Origin of the sequence: Terriglobus sp. 2YAB30_2, assembly GCF_052114765.1 — a bacterium.
Classification (GTDB): Bacteria; Acidobacteriota; Terriglobia; order Terriglobales; family Acidobacteriaceae; genus Terriglobus.
In genome coordinates this window covers 76234-96640 of the sequence record NZ_JBFRFJ010000021.1, presented here as the reverse complement: position 1 = coordinate 96640, position 20407 = coordinate 76234, and the positions used below count along the sequence as shown (strand labels likewise).

Annotated in this window: 21 protein-coding genes; 11 read left to right on the top strand and 10 right to left on the bottom strand. The window is 58.0% G+C overall.

Translation table 11 applies throughout. The features are described 5' to 3' along the window. Positions 1-75: 75 nt before the first annotated feature. Positions 76-519 (bottom strand): 23S rRNA (pseudouridine(1915)-N(3))-methyltransferase RlmH, encoded by a 444-nt coding sequence (locus tag AB4Y89_RS22315; protein ID WP_442303149.1) that lies wholly within the window; start codon positions 517-519, stop codon positions 76-78. A 339-nt stretch (positions 520-858) separates the two neighbouring features. On the opposite strand from AB4Y89_RS22315, the gene AB4Y89_RS22310 reads away from it, so the two are divergent. Then, positions 859-4308: a carboxypeptidase regulatory-like domain-containing protein gene (locus tag AB4Y89_RS22310; RefSeq protein WP_442303148.1), complete on the top strand. Its 3450-nt coding sequence runs from the start codon at positions 859-861 to the stop codon at positions 4306-4308. A 246-nt stretch (positions 4309-4554) separates the two neighbouring features. Here AB4Y89_RS22310 and rsfS read toward each other — a convergent pair whose 3' ends face one another. The 5 genes from rsfS to AB4Y89_RS22285 form a co-directional block, all read right to left on the bottom strand. Further along, positions 4555-5103, bottom strand: coding sequence for a ribosome silencing factor (gene rsfS / locus AB4Y89_RS22305; RefSeq protein ID WP_442303147.1), 549 nt, complete (start codon positions 5101-5103; stop codon positions 4555-4557). Between the two features lie 190 nt (positions 5104-5293). Beyond that, positions 5294-5758, bottom strand: a complete 465-nt coding sequence (locus tag AB4Y89_RS22300) for a carboxymuconolactone decarboxylase family protein (RefSeq protein WP_442303146.1) — start codon at positions 5756-5758, stop codon at positions 5294-5296. Between the two features lie 13 nt (positions 5759-5771). Next, positions 5772-6818: a metallophosphoesterase family protein gene (locus AB4Y89_RS22295; protein ID WP_442303145.1), complete on the bottom strand. Its 1047-nt coding sequence runs from the start codon at positions 6816-6818 to the stop codon at positions 5772-5774. A 111-nt stretch (positions 6819-6929) separates the two neighbouring features. Then, positions 6930-7529, bottom strand: a complete 600-nt coding sequence (nadD, locus tag AB4Y89_RS22290; RefSeq protein WP_442303144.1) for a nicotinate (nicotinamide) nucleotide adenylyltransferase — start codon at positions 7527-7529, stop codon at positions 6930-6932. A gap of 21 nt (positions 7530-7550) precedes the next feature. Continuing rightward, entirely contained in the window at positions 7551-9557 is a 2007-nt protein-coding gene (locus AB4Y89_RS22285; protein ID WP_442303143.1) for a M13 family metallopeptidase, read from the bottom strand. A 188-nt stretch (positions 9558-9745) separates the two neighbouring features. Here AB4Y89_RS22285 and AB4Y89_RS22280 point away from each other — a divergent pair, with 188 nt between their 5' ends. From AB4Y89_RS22280 to AB4Y89_RS22255, 6 genes are all read left to right on the top strand, one after another. Then, positions 9746-10723, top strand: a complete 978-nt coding sequence (locus AB4Y89_RS22280; protein WP_442303142.1) for a cytochrome D1 domain-containing protein — start codon at positions 9746-9748, stop codon at positions 10721-10723. Between the two features lie 26 nt (positions 10724-10749). After that, on the top strand, positions 10750-11430 hold the full coding sequence (locus AB4Y89_RS22275) for a hypothetical protein (protein ID WP_442303141.1): 681 nt from the start codon (positions 10750-10752) through the stop codon (positions 11428-11430). Between the two features lie 47 nt (positions 11431-11477). Then, positions 11478-11819, top strand: coding sequence for a PadR family transcriptional regulator (locus tag AB4Y89_RS22270; protein ID WP_442303140.1), 342 nt, complete (start codon positions 11478-11480; stop codon positions 11817-11819). Next, positions 11816-12568: a hypothetical protein gene (locus AB4Y89_RS22265; RefSeq protein WP_442303139.1), complete on the top strand. Its 753-nt coding sequence runs from the start codon at positions 11816-11818 to the stop codon at positions 12566-12568. The genes AB4Y89_RS22270 and AB4Y89_RS22265 overlap by 4 nt, the downstream gene beginning before the upstream one ends. Positions 12569-12593: 25 nt before the next feature. Then, positions 12594-13436, top strand: coding sequence for an acetyl-CoA carboxylase, carboxyltransferase subunit beta (accD, locus tag AB4Y89_RS22260; protein WP_442303138.1), 843 nt, complete (start codon positions 12594-12596; stop codon positions 13434-13436). Positions 13437-13516: 80 nt separating this feature from the next. Continuing rightward, positions 13517-13906 carry a DoxX family protein gene (locus AB4Y89_RS22255; RefSeq protein WP_442303137.1) on the top strand — a complete coding sequence of 130 codons (390 nt, stop codon included), beginning with the start codon at positions 13517-13519 and terminating at the stop codon, positions 13904-13906. 306 nt (positions 13907-14212) lie between these two features. Here AB4Y89_RS22255 and AB4Y89_RS22250 read toward each other — a convergent pair whose 3' ends face one another. From AB4Y89_RS22250 to AB4Y89_RS22240, 3 genes are read right to left on the bottom strand one after another with little or no spacing between them, the layout of a single operon-like run. Further along, positions 14213-14671, bottom strand: coding sequence for a DUF3147 family protein (locus AB4Y89_RS22250; RefSeq protein ID WP_442303136.1), 459 nt, complete (start codon positions 14669-14671; stop codon positions 14213-14215). After that, the gene (locus AB4Y89_RS22245; protein WP_442303135.1) at positions 14659-15018 is read right to left on the bottom strand and encodes a DUF3147 family protein; all 360 of its coding nucleotides are present in this window, start codon (positions 15016-15018) and stop codon (positions 14659-14661) included. The genes AB4Y89_RS22250 and AB4Y89_RS22245 overlap by 13 nt, the downstream gene beginning before the upstream one ends. Before the next feature lie 12 nt (positions 15019-15030). Beyond that, positions 15031-15561: an inorganic diphosphatase gene (locus AB4Y89_RS22240; RefSeq protein WP_442303134.1), complete on the bottom strand. Its 531-nt coding sequence runs from the start codon at positions 15559-15561 to the stop codon at positions 15031-15033. Positions 15562-15934: 373 nt separating this feature from the next. Between AB4Y89_RS22240 and AB4Y89_RS22235 the strand changes: the two genes are divergently transcribed. Together AB4Y89_RS22235 and AB4Y89_RS22230 are read left to right on the top strand one after the other, a co-directional pair. Then, positions 15935-16462 carry a DUF2975 domain-containing protein gene (locus tag AB4Y89_RS22235; protein ID WP_442303133.1) on the top strand — a complete coding sequence of 176 codons (528 nt, stop codon included), beginning with the start codon at positions 15935-15937 and terminating at the stop codon, positions 16460-16462. Positions 16463-16484: 22 nt separating this feature from the next. Continuing rightward, positions 16485-16748, top strand: coding sequence for a helix-turn-helix domain-containing protein (locus AB4Y89_RS22230; protein ID WP_442303132.1), 264 nt, complete (start codon positions 16485-16487; stop codon positions 16746-16748). Between the two features lie 392 nt (positions 16749-17140). On the opposite strand, the gene AB4Y89_RS22225 is transcribed toward AB4Y89_RS22230, so the two are convergent. Then, positions 17141-18622, bottom strand: coding sequence for a serine hydrolase (locus tag AB4Y89_RS22225; protein WP_442303131.1), 1482 nt, complete (start codon positions 18620-18622; stop codon positions 17141-17143). 350 nt (positions 18623-18972) lie between these two features. Between AB4Y89_RS22225 and AB4Y89_RS22220 the strand changes: the two genes are divergently transcribed. Together AB4Y89_RS22220 and AB4Y89_RS22215 are read left to right on the top strand one after the other, a co-directional pair. Further along, positions 18973-19389 carry a hypothetical protein gene (locus AB4Y89_RS22220; RefSeq protein WP_442303130.1) on the top strand — a complete coding sequence of 139 codons (417 nt, stop codon included), beginning with the start codon at positions 18973-18975 and terminating at the stop codon, positions 19387-19389. A 20-nt stretch (positions 19390-19409) separates the two neighbouring features. Beyond that, a complete protein-coding gene (locus AB4Y89_RS22215; protein WP_442303129.1) occupies positions 19410-20291 on the top strand; it encodes an alpha/beta hydrolase in 882 nt (293 codons plus the stop codon). Positions 20292-20407: the final 116 nt, after the last annotated feature.

The window sequence follows — 20407 nt, the reverse complement described above, 5'->3', positions numbered from 1 at the left end:
CACTCGACTCTGGAGCGAACCTGATGGAAGCCCAGCGCTCTCATTTTTCAATCATTCAATCCTTCCATCATCACCTCAGTGCCCGCTGTGATAAGGGTGCCCGGCAAGGATCGTAAACGCGCGATAGATCTGCTCAGCCAGCACCAGCCTCGCCAGTTGATGTGGCAGGGTCATCCGTCCCAGGGACAACGTCAGGTCCGCAAGCTTCAGCGTCTCCGGCGACCATCCATCCGGGGGCCCAACGGCCAGAAGAGCACGGCGTTTGCCGCCGTCCCGCGCTCCCCCCAGGGCGGCAGCGAACTCTTCTGAGGTCAGCGGCTTTCCCCGGCTATCGAGCAGCACCAGAAATACCGCTCCCTCTTTCCGTTCACGCTCGACCCGCTCCAGGAACTCCCGTTCCGTCTTCAAGGCGAGCTCTTCCACCGGCGCATAGCGGGAGGTCCGCTTCAGGTATTCGCCTGCCAGATTGTCGATCGCGCGGTCAGAGCCGGCGCCTACGGTTACCAAGGTAAGTTTCACAGGCTAATTTCATCCGGAGAACTCTCCGGGTCTCTGCATTAACACCTAACACGAGGTCTCCTCAGGGCTCCGCGCAAGCCTAAAAGTAGAAATTCATCCAAAATTCAATAGAATGTCGCCCTGATATTCCAAAAACCATAGGTTTTGAGCCGGTCGAACGTTCTTCCCGTGCCAAAAGTACCTTTGAATCAATTACTTTCTGCATCGCCTAAGTTGGCATGGTTCTTGCTACACCGACGTCCAACCCAAATCTGGCGCGTGGATTCAAACAGAGTTTCTCTGAATTCCAGGCATACAAATATTAGGTTTCCCAAAACCCCAAGGGAGATGCACAAACACATGAAGAAGCTATTTGCTGTTGTACTTCTGTTTGGCCTTATCTTCTGCACAGTATCTCTGACAGCTCAAACATCGGCCGGTCTCGGCACGATCACAGGCACAGTTACTGACCAGTCCAAGGCTGCCGTTCCGGGCGCAACCGTTACCCTGAGCAACGCCCTCACGGGCGAGACCCGTACCGCCACCACGAACTCGCAGGGTGGCTACCAGTTCCTTAACCTTCGCGTTATCTCTGGTTACTCCATCAAGGTCGAATCCAAGGGATTCTCGACCCGTGAAGTCAAAGACATCAAGACCTCTGTAGGTTCCACCACGAATGCTGACGTGAGTCTGGCCGTCGGTTCCGAGTCGGTTGTCATCTCAGTCGAAGGTGGCAGCTCCGAGCAGGTCCAGACCGAAACTTCCTCTCTCTCGCAGCTCGTCGACTCTTCCATCTGGAAGAGCTCCCCACTTGAGTCGCGTACCCAGAACGAATTCGTCCAGCTTGTGGCGGGCGCAGGCCCCGACAGCGCCGGCACCGGCCGTGGCTTTGCCGTGAACGGCGCCCGTACCGGTACGGGCAACTTCCTCGTCGAAGGTTTTGATAACAACGATCAGGGCCAGGGCGGCGCAGGCTTCACCTTTGGCCGCGGCGGCGCCGTAACCTCCATCTCGCCCGACGCCATCCAGGAGTACCGCGTCATCACCCACGTTCCTCCGGCCGAGTATGGCCGCGCGGGTGGTTTCTCGACCGATACCGTGCTGAAGTCCGGTGCGAACCAGTGGCATGGATCGCTCTTTGAGTACAACCGTATCCAGACCCTGGCAGCCAACAGCTGGTTCTCCAACAACAGCGGCCTCCGCGATCACCGTGTCCGTAACCAGTTCGGTGGCTCCATCGGCGGCCCGATCCGTCGCGACAAGACCTTCTTCTTCGCGACGCTTGAAATCCACCGCTATCGTGAGGGAACTCCGCAGGTCGTGACGGCGACGACACAGCAGTTCCTCGACTTCGTGAACAACGGCAGCTACCAGAAGTTCATGGAAGGTACTGCCCAACAGAACCCGGCTGCGGGCCAGGAAGGTATCTGCCCCGTTTATCTCGGTACGACCTGCCCTGGCGCCTTCTCTCGCCAGTCCACCCTCGGTCCTGTCTTCAAGGCTCTGTATGCGAAGTACCCCAGCTCTTTCCCGCTTGCCACCAGCAGCCTCGACAACACAGCGCAAGGCCTTCTTTCGGGAGGAGCTTTGTCGTTCCCGGTACCGGTTTATGGGCTGACCGGTGTCATCAACACGACCGTACTCAACCAGAACCGCGGCACCATGAAGATCGATCACAAGCTGACCGAGAAGGACCAGCTTGCTTTCACCTACCTTGTCGATCTGTATACCAGCAGCTTTAACAACGGCGGCGGCGACACTAACCCTGGACCTCCGTACAACAACGTTGGCGGATCGCAGGTCTTTGGTACTTCCTGGACACGTACCTGGACGCCGACTCTCATCACGCAGGCCAAGGCAAGCTACCTGCGCCACGTCTCGAACTTTGAGGTCCCTGGGACAGCAGGTATCCCTTCGATGTTCACCGCGGACTCTTTGTCGACAGGCTTCGGCGCCAGCACTGGACTGCCGCAGTACTTCACCGAGAATCAGTTCGCTTATGAAGGATCGGTCACCAAGACTCTGGGTTCGCATACAGCGAAGGCTGGGTTCCGCTTTGTCCGCACCCGCAATGGCTCGTCCTTCTATAACGACATCAATGGCAACCTCGCGTTCTGGTCGGTAGAAGGTCTGGTCACGGACGGTACCGCCGATGAAGATCAATTGAAGACGGCTGATCCTGCGGATGCCTCGACTTACGGCAGCCTGTACTCTGCCGGAGCATCGCTGGATCCGACCACTAACTCCGCACCCGACCCCTATCGCGGCTACCGCGCGAAGGAGTTTGCGGCATATGCGCAGGACGACTGGAAGGCCACACCGCGCCTGACGCTAAACTACGGCCTCCGCTGGGAGTACTTCGGTCCCCCGCATAACTTCAAGGCCGGCTTCGACTCGAACGTCTACTTCGGTACCTTCGGTACGCCTACCGCAACCGGAAACCCGAACCTGCCCAACACTCCGCTGCTGGGCGCTGTTCAGGGAGCCAAGTTCATCCAGAAAGATAGCGATATCTGGAACAAGGACATGAATAACTTTGCTCCGCGTGTGGGCTTCTCCTATGACACGATGGGCAACGGCAGGCTTGTTCTGCGCGGCGGCTTCGGTATCGGCTACGACCGTCTCTATAACAACGTCTACGAGAACATCCGCTTCAACTATCCACACTTCGTGGACAATACCTACGGTTTCGGCGCCGGTTCGGCCGGAATCAGCCCGACCCTCCGCAGCCAGCTCGTTCAGGCGCCATTTACTGGCAATGCCGCTCTGGCAGTCGCCGGTGCGAAGCCTGTACCCCGTCACATCGACCAGCGCCTGGTCACGGCTTACTATGAGCAGGCTCACTTCGGCGTGCAGAGCGGCTTCAGCGGCTACGTGTTCGAAGCGACTTATGTCGGAACCTTCGGCCGCAAGCTCATCGGTCTGATGAACATCAACACCTTCGAAGGCCGTACTGCCTGCCTGTCATCGTCAAGCACGGCTCAGAAGGCACTCTGCGCTGCTCAGGGGTACACGACCTACAGCTCGGCTCGCCCGACCAGCCTCTTCAACAATGACAACTTCCGCACCAATGGCTTCGGCTCCAACTACAGCGGTGGCCAGGTCAGCGTGCGGAAGAGCTTCGCGAAGGGCGTTCAGATGCTTGCCAACTACACCTACTCGAAGGCGATGGACAATACCTCCGACGTCTTCACGGTGAAGAACGGCGGCACGGGTATCGTATCTCCGTACAACCCGCGGTATGAGTACGGAGCAGCCGACTTCGATACCCGTCACAACCTGGTTGTGACCTCGAATCTGCAGTCGCAGTGGAAGAAGAGCAACCTGCTCCTCGGTGGATGGGCTCTTTCGCCGATCTTCACATGGCGCAGCGGCTCGCCCATCTATATCAAGAACGGCGCCAGCACCTACGACCCGAACAAGGACGGCACCACCGGTATCGACCGTGCAGTCTATCTGAAGTCCGGCGATCCTCGTAACTCCATTAACCACAACGTAAGCCCGGCCAGCGGATTCATCACCAAAGGCACCTGGGGTGCATATTCCTGCCCGACCGTGTGGTGCGATCCTCCGGTGCAGCGTAACAGCATCTATGGCCCGCGTTTCATCAACCTGGACCTGGGTGTGATCAAGCACTTCGCCATTACGGAGCGGCAGGCGGTCACCTTCCAGACCAGCTTCTTCAACATGTTCAATCACCCCAACTTCAAGAACCCGATCGGCGATACGAACAATGCCAACTTCGGTAAGTCGACCGACGTGAACAACGATGCTCGCGTCACGCAGATGAGCCTGCGTTACGACTTCTAACCAAACCTGAATCAACAAAGAAGGCCACCCCTAGGGGTGGCCTTCTTGTTTTGATATTTGGGCTAGAGCATTTCTCCTGTTGCTGGGTAGCCCGGAAGGGGAGTGCAGCGGCGTTTTCATTGCGGAAAACGCCCATAGATACGGAATCCCTACACTACACCTACAGGAGAAATGCTCTATTGATGAAACGTGCGGAGAAGCAGATCTCTCCGCTCTGCTACGAAATGACAAACAAATATCACCAACTCAGCGTTTCTTGCCGGCGGCTTTCTTGGCAGCCTTCTTTGCCGGTGACTTCTTCGTTGCGGTCTTCTTCACGGCTGCTTTTACCGCCGTCTTCTTTACTGCCTTTTTGACGGCCTTCTTCGCGGTCTTCTTGGCAGGCGCCTTCTTCTCGCGTACAGCCCTCGACTTGGCTGCGACCTCCTGATGCATCTCCGCCACAGAGATCGTCGTTGCGGACTTGCGCAGGCGTTCCAGCCCATAGAACTCACGCTTCACCGGAGAGAAGATGTGGACGATGAAGTCCACATAATCCATCAGGATCCACTCAGCCTGTCTGCGGCCCTCGACGGAGTTCGGATAAATGCCGAACTGTCTCTTCAACTGCAGTTCGATCTCATCGGAGATCGCGTCGTTCTGGCGCTCGTTGGTGCCATTGCAGATCAGGAAGTAGTCGCACAACCCGCTCTCGGACGGATCGAGCTGCAGGATACGGATGTCCTCGGCCTTCTTGCTGTCGGCCGCTTCTGCGGCGGCCAGAACTAACTGCTTACTCTCGTTCGTTGCCATCATCCTCCTTCAGTACATTCCCAAGGATAGGACATCCTACCCAATCTCGCCGGTTGGCTGCCAGCGTAAATAACACGCCTTAGAGCAATTCTCCTAATATTGTGGTGTTGGAGAAATCTGCGAATGCCGTTTTCTTCGAAGGAAAACGGCGCAAACTGCAAACGCTTCGCTCTACACCTTTAGGAGAACTGCTCTAGCCATGTTTCGCGGGCTGATAGTTGCCGACCGCCGGGCGAAACGCAATTGAGATCCTGTTCCAGCTATTGATCTGCGTAATCGCAAAGGTCAGCCGCACGATCTCGTCCTCGGTAAACTGCGCCTTTACCTGCGCGAACACGGCATCAGGAGCATGTCCCTGCTGGATGTTCGTAATCGCCTCTGTCCATGCCAGCGCGGCCTGCTCGCGCGGCGTGAAGAATGTCGTCTCGCGCCATGCATTCAAGGCAAACAGACGCTGCGCCGTCTCCCCGGCAGCCATGGCATCCTTGCTATGCATGTCCAGGCAGTAGGCGCATCCATTCAACTGCGAGGACCGCATCTTCACCAGCTCCAGCAGGCTGTGCTCCAGGCCGCTGTTGTCTACAACGTGCCCGAGCTGCTGCAGCGCCTTCACGCCTTCTGGAAAGGCTTTCCAATATGCAATCCGCTCTTCGTGCATTCCTGCTTCTCCTTCACTCCGCTGGCGGTACGACAGTCTTGGTGTCATACCACGTAGCGTCTACACTCTGGATGCCGGCCGGGCTCACGGTGACGCGCAAAAATCCCCGGGCCTGTTCCGCTTCACCCGCCTGGTTCTTTTCGCTCAACGGCGGCGCCACCCGGGTCTTCGCGGCAACACAGGGATTCACCGCCAGCGAGCTGTCTGTACCTGCATAGCTGCTTTTTGCCTCGTCATGGAAGTGGCCGGCAAAGATGCCTACGACCTTCGGCCCGCACGCGGTCTTCTCCCAGTCCTTCCGCAAGGTCTCATCAATCTCCCACACAGCATGTTTGCGGAATGGGTCCATCAGGTCCGGCTCATGCGTGAAGATCACCAGTGGTTGCGGTGAGTCGTCAGCCAGGTCTCCGATGAGCGCAATCTGCTCCTTCGGGCAATTGACCGGCTCCGGTGCAATGGCGCAGGGCGCTGCGTAGTTTTCCTTCGCTTTGAAGCTGACCGTGTCCATGCCGGCGAAGCGAAGCCCGCGGATCACGAATGCGTTCTTCGTCAGCAGCGGATACACCTCAGGCCCATGCTTCGCCTTCATGCGCTCCTGCAGCAGGGCCATAAAGCAAGGAAATCGCCCTGAGTCGGCAATGCGCTCGTGGATCACGTCGTTGTTGCCTGCCACAAAGTAGATCCGCTGCACCTTCAATGGAGCCAGCAACTCCGCCACCTCTTCTACGGCTGCATCCAGACGGAAGGGCGGCAGCCCCGTCGGCGACAACGGTACAGGAGTGGCTGCACACCGCGACTGTGAGAAGTCCACGTTCAGCAGGCCCATGTCGCCGGTAAAGACCGCAAAGTCAGCCTGAAAGCCGCTGGCATTCATCGCCCCAATCGCCCAGCGGAAGCCGCGGCGATCCTCCGCGGCAACCTTGAACGCCTCTTCCCGCGAAAGTTTATCTCCGTCATCGAACAGATGAGCGTCGGTGAACTGGAAGAAACGCACAGGCTCCTGCGCGTACAGAACGGCAGAGCAGAGTGCAAACAGTAGCGTGGCAACGAGACGCTTCACATTCGACAGTCTAGAGAATTTTTCCCGTTGCTGGGTAGCCCGGGAGCAGCGTGCAGCGGCGTTTTCATTGCAGAAGCACAAGCCCCGCACGACACCTACAGGAAAAATGCTCTACCGGTACAGTCCATGCTCTTCGATGTAGCGAAGTACCGGCGGAGGCACCGCTCCCGGCTGCTCGCCACGTTTCAGCGCATCGCGCAGATCCGTTGCCGAGATGGGTTCCTCGATATCGGTCAACAGGTGCACCCGCGATCGTTGTGCCGAGGTCAGTCCCATAGCCTCAATCCGCGAAAGATCGAAACCGGGGCGTGAGACCACGATCCATTGCGCAAAGTTCAGCAGCTGGTCCGGGTATTTCCAGCGGGGAAGGTCAAGAAAACTGTCCGCGCCGACGATATTCCACCAACTGCAGCCGGGATGCTCTCCCCGCAGTGTCTGCAGCAGGTCGATGGTGAAATTCGGCTGTCCATCGCCACGCGGGGCGTCGGCCCCGCTGGCAACGAAGCGGTAGTCCGCTTTACATACCATGCGTACCATCGCCAGCCGCTGGGAATAAAACGCCTGGGGAGGCGTTGTCTTCAACGGTTGGCGTCCCACGGGGGTCCACCAGACCTCGGAAAGTCCAAAGTTGTCCGCTGCCGCTTTTGCTACATCAATATGGCCCGAATGGGGAGGATCGAAGGTCCCGCCAAAGATACCGATACTTCGCATGAATATGTCCCTGTCTTAGGTCTACCAGACCTTGCAGGTCTCTGCGCGCACCATGGCGTCCCCTTTCTTGCACCCCCACGCCTTCTCGAACTCCGGCATGTTCGATAGCGGACCCAGCACACGCCATTTGCCCAGCGGATGCGGGTCCACCTGGACCTGGCTGCGTGCTGCCTCGGGCCGCACCAGAGCTCCGCGCCACTGCGCCTCCGCCAGGAAGAACTGCTGTTCCGGCGTCAGACCGTCGACGGTAGCTTCCGGTCCCTTGCCCTCGCGCGACTTCTCGTACGCCCGAAGTGCCAGATTCACCCCGCCCAGGTCGCCTAAGGCCTCACCTGTCACCAGCTTTCCGTTGTGATGAATGCCCGGCTCGATGAAGTAGTTGTCGTACTGCTGCGTCGTGCATGCCGTCTTGGTCTTGAACTTTTCAAAGTCCTCCGGAGTCCACCACATCGTCAGCGATCCATCGGCGGCGAACTGCGCGCCCTCATCGTCCACGCCGTGGCTGATCTCGTGGCCAATCGTTACCCCAATTGCGCCATAGTTGATAGCGTCGATGCCCTTAGGGTTGAAGCCCGGCGGTTGCAGGTATCCCGCCGGTACAACAACCTCATTCATCTGCGGGTTGTAATAGGCGTTCATCGTGGGCGGAGTCATATCCCAGCGGCCACGGTCCAGCGGCTTGCCGATCCGGCCCAGATCATCGCGCACCTCGAAGGCCTGCGTCGACATGACATCCGACAGGAAATCGGCGCGCGTGACCTTCACGCTGGAATAGTCCTTCCATTTGTCGGGATATCCGACCTTGATATTCAGAGCGGCTACTTTCTCCAGGGCCTTGGCCTTGGTTGCCTGCGTCATCCAGTCATTGCCGGTAATGCTCAGCTTCAACTGCTCAGCGATATTGACTGCCATCTCACGCGCACGAGCTTTCGCTTCCGGCGAGAAGTACACCTCGACATACTTCTTACCCAGCGCTTCACCGAGTTGGGAATCCACCAGGCGCGAGCAGCGCTGCCACCGCGGCCGCTGCTCCTTCACGCCGGTCATCACCGTTCCGAAGAAGCGGAAGTTTTCATCGACAAACGTCGTAGGCAGGAAGGTCGCATCCGCGTGCAACACCGTCCAGCGCAGATAAGCCTTCCACTCACCGACCGGCGTCTGTTTCAGCTCTGTGAGGAACGCCGCAGTCAGCTTCGGCTGGCTGAGATTCAGCTTGCCCTGAGGAAGCCTCAGGGCCTTGTATGTGGCCGCCCAGTCGAAGCCCGGATAGTTTGCAGCCAGCTCGCTGAACTGCATCGGATGGTCGGTGTTCTTCGGTTCGCGCAATTCCACGCGCGACAGTCGCGCTTCGGCCAGCTTGGTCTCGATCTTCAGCACGGCATCGGTCGCTTCTTTTGCCTGGACCTCGCTGTAGCCCGCGAGCTTGAACATCGCCTCCACATGCGCGGTGTACTTTTCGCGAATCTCCTTGTAGCGAGGTTCGTTGCGTAGATAGTAGTCGCGATCGGGCAGGCCCAGGCCACGGATCGAGATCTCGGCTATGGTATCCAGCGGAGCATGCGCATCCTGCGACGAACTGATGTCGATCGGAGCCCGGATGCCGACCTTCATCAGATCGACGATCACCGTCTGTACAGCGCGCGCGTCCTTGATGGCATCGATGCGCGCCAGTGTTGGCTGCAGCGGCTTCAAGCCCGCGGCATTGACTGTGGCCTCGTCCATGCACGCGCCATAGAAGTCGCCAATCAGTTGCTCGGTGCTGCCCGCCGCCTGCTTCTTTGAGGACGCCTCGTCCAGCAGGCCGCGCAGCTTCGCCGTTGTCTCCTCCTGGGTTACCGTCCGCAACGCCCAGGATGTCTGGATCGCAGGCATCGGATTCTGTTTGCGCCACTGGCCGTTGGCATAGTTGTCAAAGTCATTGCACGGCGAAAGCGACTTGTCGATGTCCTGAACCCGCGCGCCCTGCTGGGCGGCGGCGGAAAAGGGCAGCAGGGTGCACCCGAGCGCGGCTGCGGCAAACCACTTCATGGCAAACTCCTCAATGGCCTCACTATACCGGTTCTAGAGCATTTTCCCTGTTGCTGGGTATCCCGGAAGGGGTGTGCCGTGGCGTTTTCATTACGGAAAACGCCCATAGATGCGGAAGCCCACGCAACACCCACAGGGAAAAGGTTCTACCGGCAAATACTCCGGCATTCCTGCTATCCTTGCCTGCCATGAAAATCGCCCTTGCCGCCACTCTTTTCGCTACCTCTGCCCTGGCCCAGTCCACCCTCCTGGTCACCAATCAGACGGACCGGAGCCTCACCTATATCGATACCGTGGCCGGCAAGGTCATCGACACGATTCCCGAGAACGGTGTCACCGGGCACGAGATCACTACCACGCCCGACGGCAAAATCGCCTTCGTTCCCATGTACGGCAGTGCCGGTGTCGGCAAGCCAGGCACCGACGGCGCGGAGATCCAGGTCGTCGACGTGGCCAGCCACAAGATCATCCACACCATCAATTTCGGTCACGGTGTTCGTCCGCACAAGCCCGTCTATGACACGCACCGCAATGTCTTGTGGGTGACCACCGAGATCGATCAGAGCATCACAGCCATCGATCCCAAGACCTATAAAGTGCTTTATTCCATCCCGACAGGCCAGGCAGAATCGCACATGCTGGTGCTCTCTCCGGATGGCCACCACGCCTACACCGCGAACGTCGGCCCCGGCACCGTCTCCGTTCTCGATCTCGATGCAAAGAAGCTCGTTACCATCATCCCGATCTCGAAGAACACGCAGCGCATCACCATCACCAATGACGGCAAGTACGTCTTCACCTCAGACCAGGTTGAGCCGCGTCTCGCCGTCATCGATACCGCCACCAATAAGGTGAAGAACTATGTCGCGCTGCCGGCCTCCGGCTACGGCGGCGCCATTACTCCCGACGGTAAGACTCTGATCCTTTGTCTCGTACATGCCAATAAAGTCGCTTTTCTTGACCTGGCTACGATGAAGGTCACGAAGGTGATTCCAGTGGGCGAATACCCGCAGGCAGTCGTGATCACCAAAGACGGCAAGCGTGCCTTTGTCTCCAGCCTGCACTCCGGAACCATCGACGAGCTGGATGTGGTCAAGCAGGAGCAGGTAAAGAGCATCTTCTCCGGCAAGGGCGCCGACGGCATGGTACTGGTCTCCGCGAAATAACGTTCGTCTGCTAGCCTTTTAGCAGCATGGAAGCAATCTGCCATCGGTGCCATCAGTCTTTCCCCGCGGACTCCGCCTTCTGCCCTCATTGCGGAGCGGCGCAACTCTATGTCACCGCAGAGCAGATGGAGGATGAAGCTGCCGCCGGCAATCTGCCGCCGTTGCAGCGTGTCTCGCGCATCGACTGGCACCGGGCCCTGCTCTCGTCGCTGGTGGTTGCCGCCGCCGCTGCGGTGCTCTCCGCGCTGGCTGTGCTGGTGCCCGTACTCTCCATCGCCCGTTTTCTCTGGATCCTCACGGCATCCACGACGACGCTCTGGTTCTACCTCAAGCCGGCGCCAAACCGCCCCATGGATGGTGGCATCGGCGCGCGTCTCGGAACGGTGACCGGTCTCGCCATCTCGTTCCTCACCACCTTCTCCACCGCGCTGTTGATGGTCATTCAACGATATGTACTGCATCGCGGAGCGGCCATGGACGCTGCTTTCGCAGACATGTTGAACAGACTGGGTGAGTTCTACAAGAGCGTCGGCATTGACGCACAGCAACAACAGCTCGTCTTCTCCCTGCTGCGTTCGCCCGAAGGCCACGCCGGTCAGATGCTCTCAGAGTTCGGCATGCGCGCCGTCTTCATTACCGCTTTCTTGGCGCTGGTGGGCGGCATCTCGGGCATGGCACGGAAGAGCCGCCGCCGGGTCGCCGGCTGATATATATCTGTTGCGGATATATCTGTTCCTGATGTAAAGTGCTTCCCATGAGCACCGCCAGGACTTCGCCCGAGGATCATCTTCCGCTAACGCCGGCAGTCTTCGCCATCCTTCTCGCCCTTGCCGATGGCGAAAAGCACGGCTACGCCATCATGCAGGAGGCTCGCGAGCACGTCTCCATGGGGCCGGGAACGCTCTACGGAACGCTCGACCGGCTGCTGACCGCCGGTCTTGTCGTGGAGACAGGTCTCTCTGAAGATGAGCGACGGCGCTACTATCGCGTCACCCAGCTCGGCAGGCGGGTGCTTACGGCAGAGACGGCACGGCTGCAGCGAGCCGTCGCCATGGCTCAGGACAAAGGCATACGGCCCATCGAGGTGAAGGCATGAAGCTCGATCGTTTCCTCCGCATGTACGCTTTATCCCTGTACCTATATCCAAAGGCATTCCGCGAGCGGTATCGCGAACAGCTGCTTGACGCTGCGCGCCAGGCTTATGACGAGCAGCAATCGGGACACGGCCGGCTGCTTCTGGGCCATCTACGCGACAGCCTGGGTTCCGGACTTTGGGAGCGAGTATCGACACCTTTGCGCCCGCTGCACGCCATCTTGCTCTCTGGAGCCGCCACCCTGGTGCTGTTGGTGATGGCGGTTACGGCACAACAGATCGTGCGCCGCCAGGCCGATGTCAGGCCCCGTCAGGCAGTGGCGAGCATCGCCGCCAGGCTCGGACAGGGAGCGGATGAGCATATCCTGCAGCCGCGAGAAGAGATCAGCGATCTGGACTGGCTGCGTTCTGACCATACCTTTGCCGCTATCTACAACCCTGCCGGTGAACCCATCGCTGCCAGCGCCACGCTGCATGGAGCCTTTCCGCACCCACCCGGCGCGATCTTTCCGCGTATTCGGCAGACCGGCCGTACGGTCATCACCTGGCAGCCGGAGAATCGTGTGCGTCTGGCACTCACCGTCCGTCCGCTGCCCAACGGAAACTACGTCGTTGCGGGCCAGAGCCTGCTTCCTTTTGAGCGCCGGGAAAGTGCGCTGCGACTCTCGTTTGCCATCGCCTGGGGCCTTGTTCTCTGTGCTGCGGGAGGCCTCTTCCTCCGCCGTTCTGCACCGTATGCTCCGCTCCGGTAAAATAGCCGAGGCGGTTACGAACAGGATGTCCTGGTTTAAGCGCGAAGACAACGAGATCATCAACGACGAGACAGAGAAGACAGTCCGAACGGAAGGTCTTTGGATCAAGTGCGAGGGTTGCCGGCAGATCATCTGGAAGGCTGATCTCGAAGCGAACCTGCAAGTCTGCCCCAAGTGCGGCAAGCACTTCCGCCTCGATGCCCGTTCGCGCATCGATCTACTGCTCGAGCCTGGTTATGAGCTGGTCGACCTCGATCTGCGCTCCACCGACCCGCTGAACTTCACCGATCTCAAGAGCTACAGCGGCCGCCTGCAGGCAGCCCGCCGCAAGACCAACCTGAACGACGCCATCATCAATGCTGTCGGCCAGATGGGGCCGCATCGTGTCGTTCTTTCGGTAATGGAATATGGCTTCATCGGTGGCTCGATGGGCTCAGTCGTCGGCGAGACCATCGCCCGCGCTGTGGACCGCGCTTACGAGACCAAGACCCCGCTCATCATCGTCTCAGCCTCCGGCGGAGCCCGCATGATGGAAGGCATCGCCTCCCTGATGCAGCTTGCCAAGGTCTCTACGGCCCTTACTCGTCTCGACGCCGAAAAGATCCCGTTCATCTCCCTGATGACCGATCCCACCACGGGTGGCGTTACGGCCAGCTTTGCCATGCTGGGCGATCTCAATATCTCCGAGCCCGGAGCTCTGATCGGTTTTGCCGGTCCCCGCGTCATCGAGCAGACCATCCGCCAGAAGCTGCCCGAAGGCTTCCAGCGCGCGGAGTTCCTGCTGGAGCACGGCTTCCTCGATGCCGTCGTTCCGCGCCGCGAGCTGAAGGACTACCTCGTCCGCGCCCTAAGTTTCATGCTGCCCTAGCCCAACTCCTGAGGATTTCGTATCCTTGGCGGGCAGTCCCGTATCCCCCGGGACGAACCCTCTAAAGGAGACCTTGCCTCATGGTTGAAACCGCAGGTACCTCGAAGGCCGCGCTGTGGGTTGGGCGCATCCTCATCTGGATTCCCTCACTCTTTGTCCTCTCGGGCGGCATTAACTCGCTCCGCCACGCACAGATGGTGATCGACGGTCTGAAGCAGTTTGGCTATCCCATGAGCATCCTTCCCTACATGGGAACTGTGGCGCTGCTTGGCGGCCTGCTGGCGCTGATTCCGATCACCGAAGTGGTGGGCGTGATCCTGCTCACGGCTTACCTCGGTGCAGCCGCCCTCACCCATCTGCGCGCGGAGCAGGCAATCTGGTACATGCCGGTACTCTTCGGCGCCATACTCTGGATCGGGCTCTACTTGAAAGAGCCTCGCGTACGAGCGGTCTTTCCCCTCAACCGCTAGTGCCCACACTAGTGTCGTATCGACAGAATTCGATGAGCGAATACACTGGGTGCCCCATCCATCGCAACGCGATGGGTGGGATGCTTCGGGCGCTCGGCGAACTTGGGTGAGCTATTCGAGTGCAGCTCAAACGGCCTTTAGTTCGTCATTTCGTATCGACCAACGAGAGCGGAGGCATTTGCATAGCGGATGCCCTGCCAATACCCCACCCATCGCGTTTCCACCCCAAACGAACCAAGTTCGTTGGGGATCCCGATTTGCGATGGATGGGGGCACCCAGTTCTTACCGCGATATTGGACGGCTCTTCAACGGCTCCGTCCCTCTATTCTTCGCCGCGGCCTTCCAAAGAATCTCCGCTTACGCACCTCCCACAACAACAGCGTAGCTATCAGCCAGACGCAGCAGGCCAACGCAATCACAAGCACCGCATTGAGATGAGGCAGCAGCTTCCAGACCACTGCGGCAAACAGCACAAGGCCTGCGCAGCCCAGGGCCGCTCCGGCGGCGTCGATGGCCGCCGCCATACGTCCCCGCTGTGTGCCATCCACGCCGATCTCACGTTTGCGGGCTCGCTCGTGCGACTCCACCAGGCTCACACTCGCCGGAAAGATCGCTGGAAACGCCATAAACAGGCCGCCGACCACCGGTCCATAGTGATGAGCGATAAATCCGGCGATCGCGGTGCAAGCTCCTCCGAAGCCGAAACGGACAAGGAACTCGTGGAGTTTCGTATCCCTGAGGGCGCGCAGTCTTACCTCGACCATGATCCGGAACCTCCGAAGACAGCGATCAGAGAGAATGCGGCAAGAAACCACAGCGGCACCAGGCATACCGTCGATATGACAGCGCTCCCACGGAATCGCCGTAACCACCAACTGACGGCGGCCGCATAGAGAAGGAAGGCGATCGCTCCAAAGATCATCGATCGTGCTTCTATTGAGGCCAGTTGTGCTCCCTGGTGCCTGATCGTCAGACCCAGGGTCGCGAGTGCGACTGAAGGCGCCGCTCCGAACAGGCCGGCAAAGCTCTTTGGACGCAGGACATCCCCCACCATCGCAAATGCGGTAACGACCGCTCCTCCAATGACGAATCGAATCAGGTATTCGCTCATACGAGGCACCCGCTACTTCGTCTGGGCAGAGGCAATCAGGCGCTTCGCCGTCTTCGGTCCCTTGCATCCAAGCAACCGGTACTCCTTGCCTTCCAGCTTGTGGTAGTGGACGAAGAACATCTCGATCTCCCGGATCCATTTCTTCGGCAAATCGTCGAGGCGCTCGACGTCGGCATACGATTGCGAGGCTATGGCAATGGCTACCAACCGGTCGTTGCGGATCTTCTTCTTGCCGTCGATCTGTTCGCCTTCAATCACACCCAGAATGCGAGCCTTCACGGCTATTCCTGGAAATGCAGGTGCGTCCATCAGCAGCAGAACGTCCAGCGGGTCGCCATCGCCACCTTCTGTCTTTGGCACAAAACCGAAGTCATAGGGGAACTCCATTCCTGCGGGCAGAATCTTTTTCAACGCAAAAATCCCTTGCTCCGGATCGAAGGCAAACTTATTCCGACTTTTTGCAGGCGTCTCGACAATCACCTGCAGTTCGTCATCGCTCCCATTTGTCGGAGATAGAGCAGTAGGATCAGCCAATACCTTCATCGCGCAACTCCTCCAGTCGGTGTAATCGAAATGAAAAAATGACGCGAATGAGTCTCCTCACCCGCGTCCAGGACACACCTTGGTGCTTCTTTAATCGCTCTCCTGCCCGATCGAGGCAGGAAGTGCGATTCATGAGACTGCGGAACTGGCTCTTAAGGTTGTACTTACGAGCAACCAAGCACCTAAGCTTGCGGCAGAGACACTCTCGAGGCCATCGATTTTGTAGCTACCCTTCAAGGAAGGGTTGCTTGCGAGTCGCTTTTAGCGATAAACGACATTTATCTATCGAAAAACGATAAATAAACATTGACAAAGAAGTTATAGCGCCTTACTGTTTCTTCGATGGTGTTGGAGATCTACGGAGGTATCGTTCATGGATTCCGAACTCGAAAGAAAGCTGGATAGGATTCGGTCGTTCAGCCAGGTTTTAAGACGGATATGCCAGGCGGCATTGCTCGTCATGTTCCTGTTGTTGCTCGCCTGTATCGCCGGCATCTGCATTGGAAGGGGTGGAATCATCCGTGCCTTCGATATCTCGATCCCATTGAGCTCACTGGGTGGATATCAACGCATCCTTATGGCCGTGGTCGCCGTGCTTGCGATCGCTGTTCCCATCAAAGGGCTGTATCACCTGGAACGGCTATTTCGGAACTATACGGAAGGCAAGATTTTTACCGTTGCGTCCGCTGGCGAGATCCGGCAATTGGGGATAACCGCTCTCCTGTGGGCGGGGGCCAATCTTATATGGATTGCCGCCGCGGTGGTCTTAGCCGAGCAGCGCCTTCCCCACTCCTTCTACTTCCGCATGGACTCAATCGCCATTGGCGTGACGGTCATCGTGATCTCGTGGCTGATGGAGATGGCTGCGGCGATGCGCGAAGAAAACGAACTGACAATCTGACCTGGCGGAAGGAGCGCTCGCAGTGCCAATTGTTGTGAATGTCGATGTAATGCTTGCCCGCCGGAAGATGAAGCTGAATACCCTCGCGGAACGGGTCGGCATTACGCCACAGAACCTCTCGGTTCTGAAAACCGGCCGCGCGAAAGCAATCCGGTTCAGTACGCTGGAGTTGCTCTGCGAGGTTCTTGAATGCCAGCCGGGAGATCTCCTCGCCTTCGAAAAGACACCCGCAGGACGACAAGTAAAAGCCTCCTCCGAAGAAGAAGAGGAACTCGCCGAGCCATAGGGTGTGTCCAGATCCGGAGGTATCCGAGCACGACGAAGCATTGACCTCAGCGGCTAAAGCCGCATATCTTCAGCATCAATACGGCACGGCTGAAGCCGTGCCCTTAAGCACTACCGGCGAAGCCAGATTCGCACCTACGGTGCGAATGCCTTGTTTAAGGACACGGCTTTACAGTTTGCGGAAAAACTCGATTCGCGCGCAAACGGCAAAAATTGAAGGATAGAAAATCATCACCCAATGGCTACGGATCGTTTATAGGGCATCCTGGCGCGATTTTTTTTGAGGCGTTTTTGCTCGTTCCGAAAAAGTCGAGTTTTTCCGCAAGCTGTTTAGCCGTGTCATATAAGGACCAGAAAGAAAGCCGGCTTTAGCCGCCGAGGGCAATGCAAGGGCTATTTATTTCCTCGTGTAAAGACGAACGGCTTCACAGTCCTCTCCAACGGAATCGAAAGCTCCGTTACCTTGCCCTGAGCATCGAGATGAAAGCTCGCAACCAGGCGGCCAGTTAGTGGATCGGTCGCGGAGAAGGTGTCGTAGTTGTAATGGCGGAAGTGCAGCGTCAGAGCGTCGAAGTGAAGATCAAGTCCATCTCCCTCCGCCGTCATAGACACTTTGCCAAACGCAGGATGAAACCACTCTCCCGCATATGCGGAAAGCGGCAGCGAAGCGGGTGCGTGAGGCAGGCGTCCTGCTTCGAATGCCGCATCAGCAGCGGCGCTCCTCTGCATCGCCGCATCGTTATTCTGCTTGATACCATCGACCTGATCGTGAAACGGCAAACCGAGGTAACGGCTGAGAAAGTTCTCTGTCACGGCTTTCGGCAAGGCAGTCTCGGCGTTGTTCAGTACAACGATGGCGGTGTGCTTCTCGGGAATCAGGGCCACCATTGCCGTGAATCCATTGATGGATCCATCGTGTAACAGCAGACGATATCCGGCGCGGTGTTGGATGATCCAACCCATTGCATAGCTGAGGTCGCCGTCAGCGGAGATCGCACGATGAATCTGCGTGAACTGCTTTGGCGAAAGCACCACCTTCCCGTCCGCCGTACCATCCCCCATATGGAAGGCGAGGTACTTCAACATGTCGCTGACCGACGAGTTCACGGCCCCGTTCGGACCGATACCGAAGGATTGATAGTCGTAGAAAGGGATAGGTGTCGCCACATCATTCTTAACCTCGTGCGGCGCAGCGAAATCCGGGCTCTGCTGTATCTCGCGTGCGGACGTATTGGAATGCGTCATACCCAGCGGCACAAAGATACGGTCATGAAAAAGCTGCTCCCAACTCGTACCGTTCGCATGGCCGGCGAGATAGCCTGCCACCACATACATCAGGTTGTTGTATTGGAAGGTCTCGCGAAAGGTATGGTTCGGCTCCAGGTAGCGCAGGCGCTGGATAAACTCGTCGGGCGTGAGATGGGTACTGTAGCGAATAAAATCATGCCGCGAAAGCCCGGAACGATGACCCAGCAGATCGCGCGGCGTAATCAACTGCGTCGCAATAGGATCGTAGAGCCGAAAGCCAGGCAGGTATTGCGTGACAGGCGTATCGAAGTCGAGCTTCCCGTCATCGACCATCTTCGCTACGGCCATCCCGGTAAACGACTTCGTAATGGACCCGATATCGAAGAGTGTGTCGGCATCGACAACCTCCGGCGAACCTGCGCGACGAATGCCATAGCCTTTCGCCAGCACAACCTTGCCATCGATAAGCATGCCAACAGCCACACCGGGAGCATGAAACTCACGCATCGCATGGGCAACATCTGCGTCGACGGTAGAAATATCAAATGCAGGTCCGGCGACCTGACCTGGGAGGGCGGCAGAGTAAACGGCAAGCAGCCAAAAGGTGAACACGTGAGGAAGCTTCATAGGTGACTCTACGTATATCTTCGTAGATTGGTTCCGTGCAAGATGAATCACTCTCCAGATTGCCGCATCCTGACATTTCCTTACACTCCGAAGCGCAACAATAGGCCCTGCTGCTCTGTCTGATGGCATAGAGCATTTTTCCGTGTGGATGTAGTGTAGGGTTCCACATCTATGGGCGTTTCCCGCAATGAGAACACCGCTGCACGCCCTCTGGGCATACCCGGCAACAGGGAAAATGCTCTAGTTGTGCCGATCAAGAGATCGGCATCTATCTCTTCCCCATCTGCCGAAGCAGGAAAGGATCATTTTCGATGAAACGTCTCTGGATAAATTCGTGGGCAATCTCTCTGATGAGCTGTTTGCTTTTTGCCGGGCCCCTGTACCGCGCCTATGCCGAGGATTTCAGCCCGCAAGAGCCAAGCGCACAGGATCAAACTCCCTCTGCAACCACAGGCCGCCAGCCGATGGACCCTGACGAAGTCGTGGATATGCTCGCCGCCAGGCTCAATCTGACAGAGGACCAGAAGACACAGATCAAGCCGATCATCGCTGATCGTCAACAGAAGCTGAGAGATCTGCGAGAAGACAGCTCCTCGCGCCCCATGCAACGGATGCGTAAGGCAAAGAAGATTGTTGAAGACAGCGACAAGAAGATCGAGCCCATCCTCAATGATCAGCAGAAGCAGCAATATGCCCAGATTAAAGAGCAGATGAAGCAACAGGCCCGGGCTCGCATGCAGAACCGTGGCACAGGCAACATGCAATGAGTGTCTGGCGGAGGTGTCTTGTGAGATCGTGCATCGCTTCAACGCTGTTGTTCGCATCCTTGCCTGCTCCGGTGTTGCCACAACAACAGGACACCCCGCCCCTCCAGCTTGTCCGGCGTGGTCTCGCCCTCCCATCCGGAGCAACGTTTCTCCACAACGTGGCTTATGGCTCGGCATCGTCGCAGATCATGGACGTCTACCTGCCGCCGAATCCCCCTAATGCTCCGATCATCCTCATGGTGCATGGCGGAGGCTGGCGGATCGGCGATAAGGCATTGAACGATGTTGTCGTGAATAAAGCGAACCACTGGCTGCGGAAAGGCTACGTCTTTATCTCGGCGGACAACCGGCTGCTTCCTGCCGCCGGGCCGTTGGAGCAGGCACAGGACGTTGCCAAAGCCCTCGGTGTTGTACAGGCTAAGGCGGCCTCCTGGGGAGCAGATCCAAATCGTATCGTTCTGATGGGGCATTCGGCCGGCGCGCATCTCGTCGATCTCCTCAGCACGTCGCCTACGCTGATTGCAGGACAGGGAGCCAAGCCATGGCTGGCGACCGTATCGCTCGACACCGCGACGCTCGATCTTGTGGAGACCATGCAGCACCCTCACTACCGTCTCTATGACAATGCCTTCGGCGACGATCCCGCGTACTGGAATCAGAACTCACCGATGCAGCAGCTTACCCGGACTCCCATGCCGATGCTTCTAATCTGTTCCACCATTCGTCCCGACCATCCATGCCCGCAGGCCGAGAGGTTTGCTGCGAAGGTGAAGTCGCTCGGCGGCAGGGCGGAAGTTGTGCCACAGAATCTTTCGCACATGCAGGTAAACGCCAACCTCGGCCTTCCCGGTGCATACACTGACGCAGTCGATGCATTTCTACAGAAGCTGGGACTTCCGTAGGTTCCACCAATAAAGTTCCGTAAGTCAGAAACATATGCATCAGGCATCACAGTGATCGATGGGATATTAGCCCTGGGTTTTCCTTGCCATCACGATAACGGCCCAGGGCTGAAGCC

What these genes read in the sequence shown, in the direction of transcription:
- AB4Y89_RS22300 (WP_442303146.1), bottom strand. Translation starts at nt 5,758, where the DNA reads ATGCACGAAGAGCGGATTGCATATTGGAAAGCCTTTCCAGAAGGCGTG.
- AB4Y89_RS22265 (WP_442303139.1), top strand. Translation starts at nt 11,816, where the DNA reads ATGAAGCTCGATCGTTTCCTCCGCATGTACGCTTTATCCCTGTACCTA.
- AB4Y89_RS22310 (WP_442303148.1), top strand. Translation starts at nt 859, where the DNA reads ATGAAGAAGCTATTTGCTGTTGTACTTCTGTTTGGCCTTATCTTCTGC.
- AB4Y89_RS22270 (WP_442303140.1), top strand. Translation starts at nt 11,478, where the DNA reads ATGAGCACCGCCAGGACTTCGCCCGAGGATCATCTTCCGCTAACGCCG.
- AB4Y89_RS22280 (WP_442303142.1), top strand. Translation starts at nt 9,746, where the DNA reads ATGAAAATCGCCCTTGCCGCCACTCTTTTCGCTACCTCTGCCCTGGCC.
- accD (WP_442303138.1), top strand. Translation starts at nt 12,594, where the DNA reads ATGTCCTGGTTTAAGCGCGAAGACAACGAGATCATCAACGACGAGACA.
- AB4Y89_RS22220 (WP_442303130.1), top strand. Translation starts at nt 18,973, where the DNA reads ATGAGCTGTTTGCTTTTTGCCGGGCCCCTGTACCGCGCCTATGCCGAG.
- rsfS (WP_442303147.1), bottom strand. Translation starts at nt 5,103, where the DNA reads ATGATGGCAACGAACGAGAGTAAGCAGTTAGTTCTGGCCGCCGCAGAA.
- AB4Y89_RS22225 (WP_442303131.1), bottom strand. Translation starts at nt 18,622, where the DNA reads ATGAAGCTTCCTCACGTGTTCACCTTTTGGCTGCTTGCCGTTTACTCT.
- AB4Y89_RS22250 (WP_442303136.1), bottom strand. Translation starts at nt 14,671, where the DNA reads ATGGTCGAGGTAAGACTGCGCGCCCTCAGGGATACGAAACTCCACGAG.
- AB4Y89_RS22235 (WP_442303133.1), top strand. Translation starts at nt 15,935, where the DNA reads ATGGATTCCGAACTCGAAAGAAAGCTGGATAGGATTCGGTCGTTCAGC.
- AB4Y89_RS22240 (WP_442303134.1), bottom strand. Translation starts at nt 15,561, where the DNA reads ATGAAGGTATTGGCTGATCCTACTGCTCTATCTCCGACAAATGGGAGC.
- AB4Y89_RS22285 (WP_442303143.1), bottom strand. Translation starts at nt 9,557, where the DNA reads ATGAAGTGGTTTGCCGCAGCCGCGCTCGGGTGCACCCTGCTGCCCTTT.
- AB4Y89_RS22275 (WP_442303141.1), top strand. Translation starts at nt 10,750, where the DNA reads ATGGAAGCAATCTGCCATCGGTGCCATCAGTCTTTCCCCGCGGACTCC.
- AB4Y89_RS22245 (WP_442303135.1), bottom strand. Translation starts at nt 15,018, where the DNA reads ATGAGCGAATACCTGATTCGATTCGTCATTGGAGGAGCGGTCGTTACC.
- AB4Y89_RS22255 (WP_442303137.1), top strand. Translation starts at nt 13,517, where the DNA reads ATGGTTGAAACCGCAGGTACCTCGAAGGCCGCGCTGTGGGTTGGGCGC.
- nadD (WP_442303144.1), bottom strand. Translation starts at nt 7,529, where the DNA reads ATGCGAAGTATCGGTATCTTTGGCGGGACCTTCGATCCTCCCCATTCG.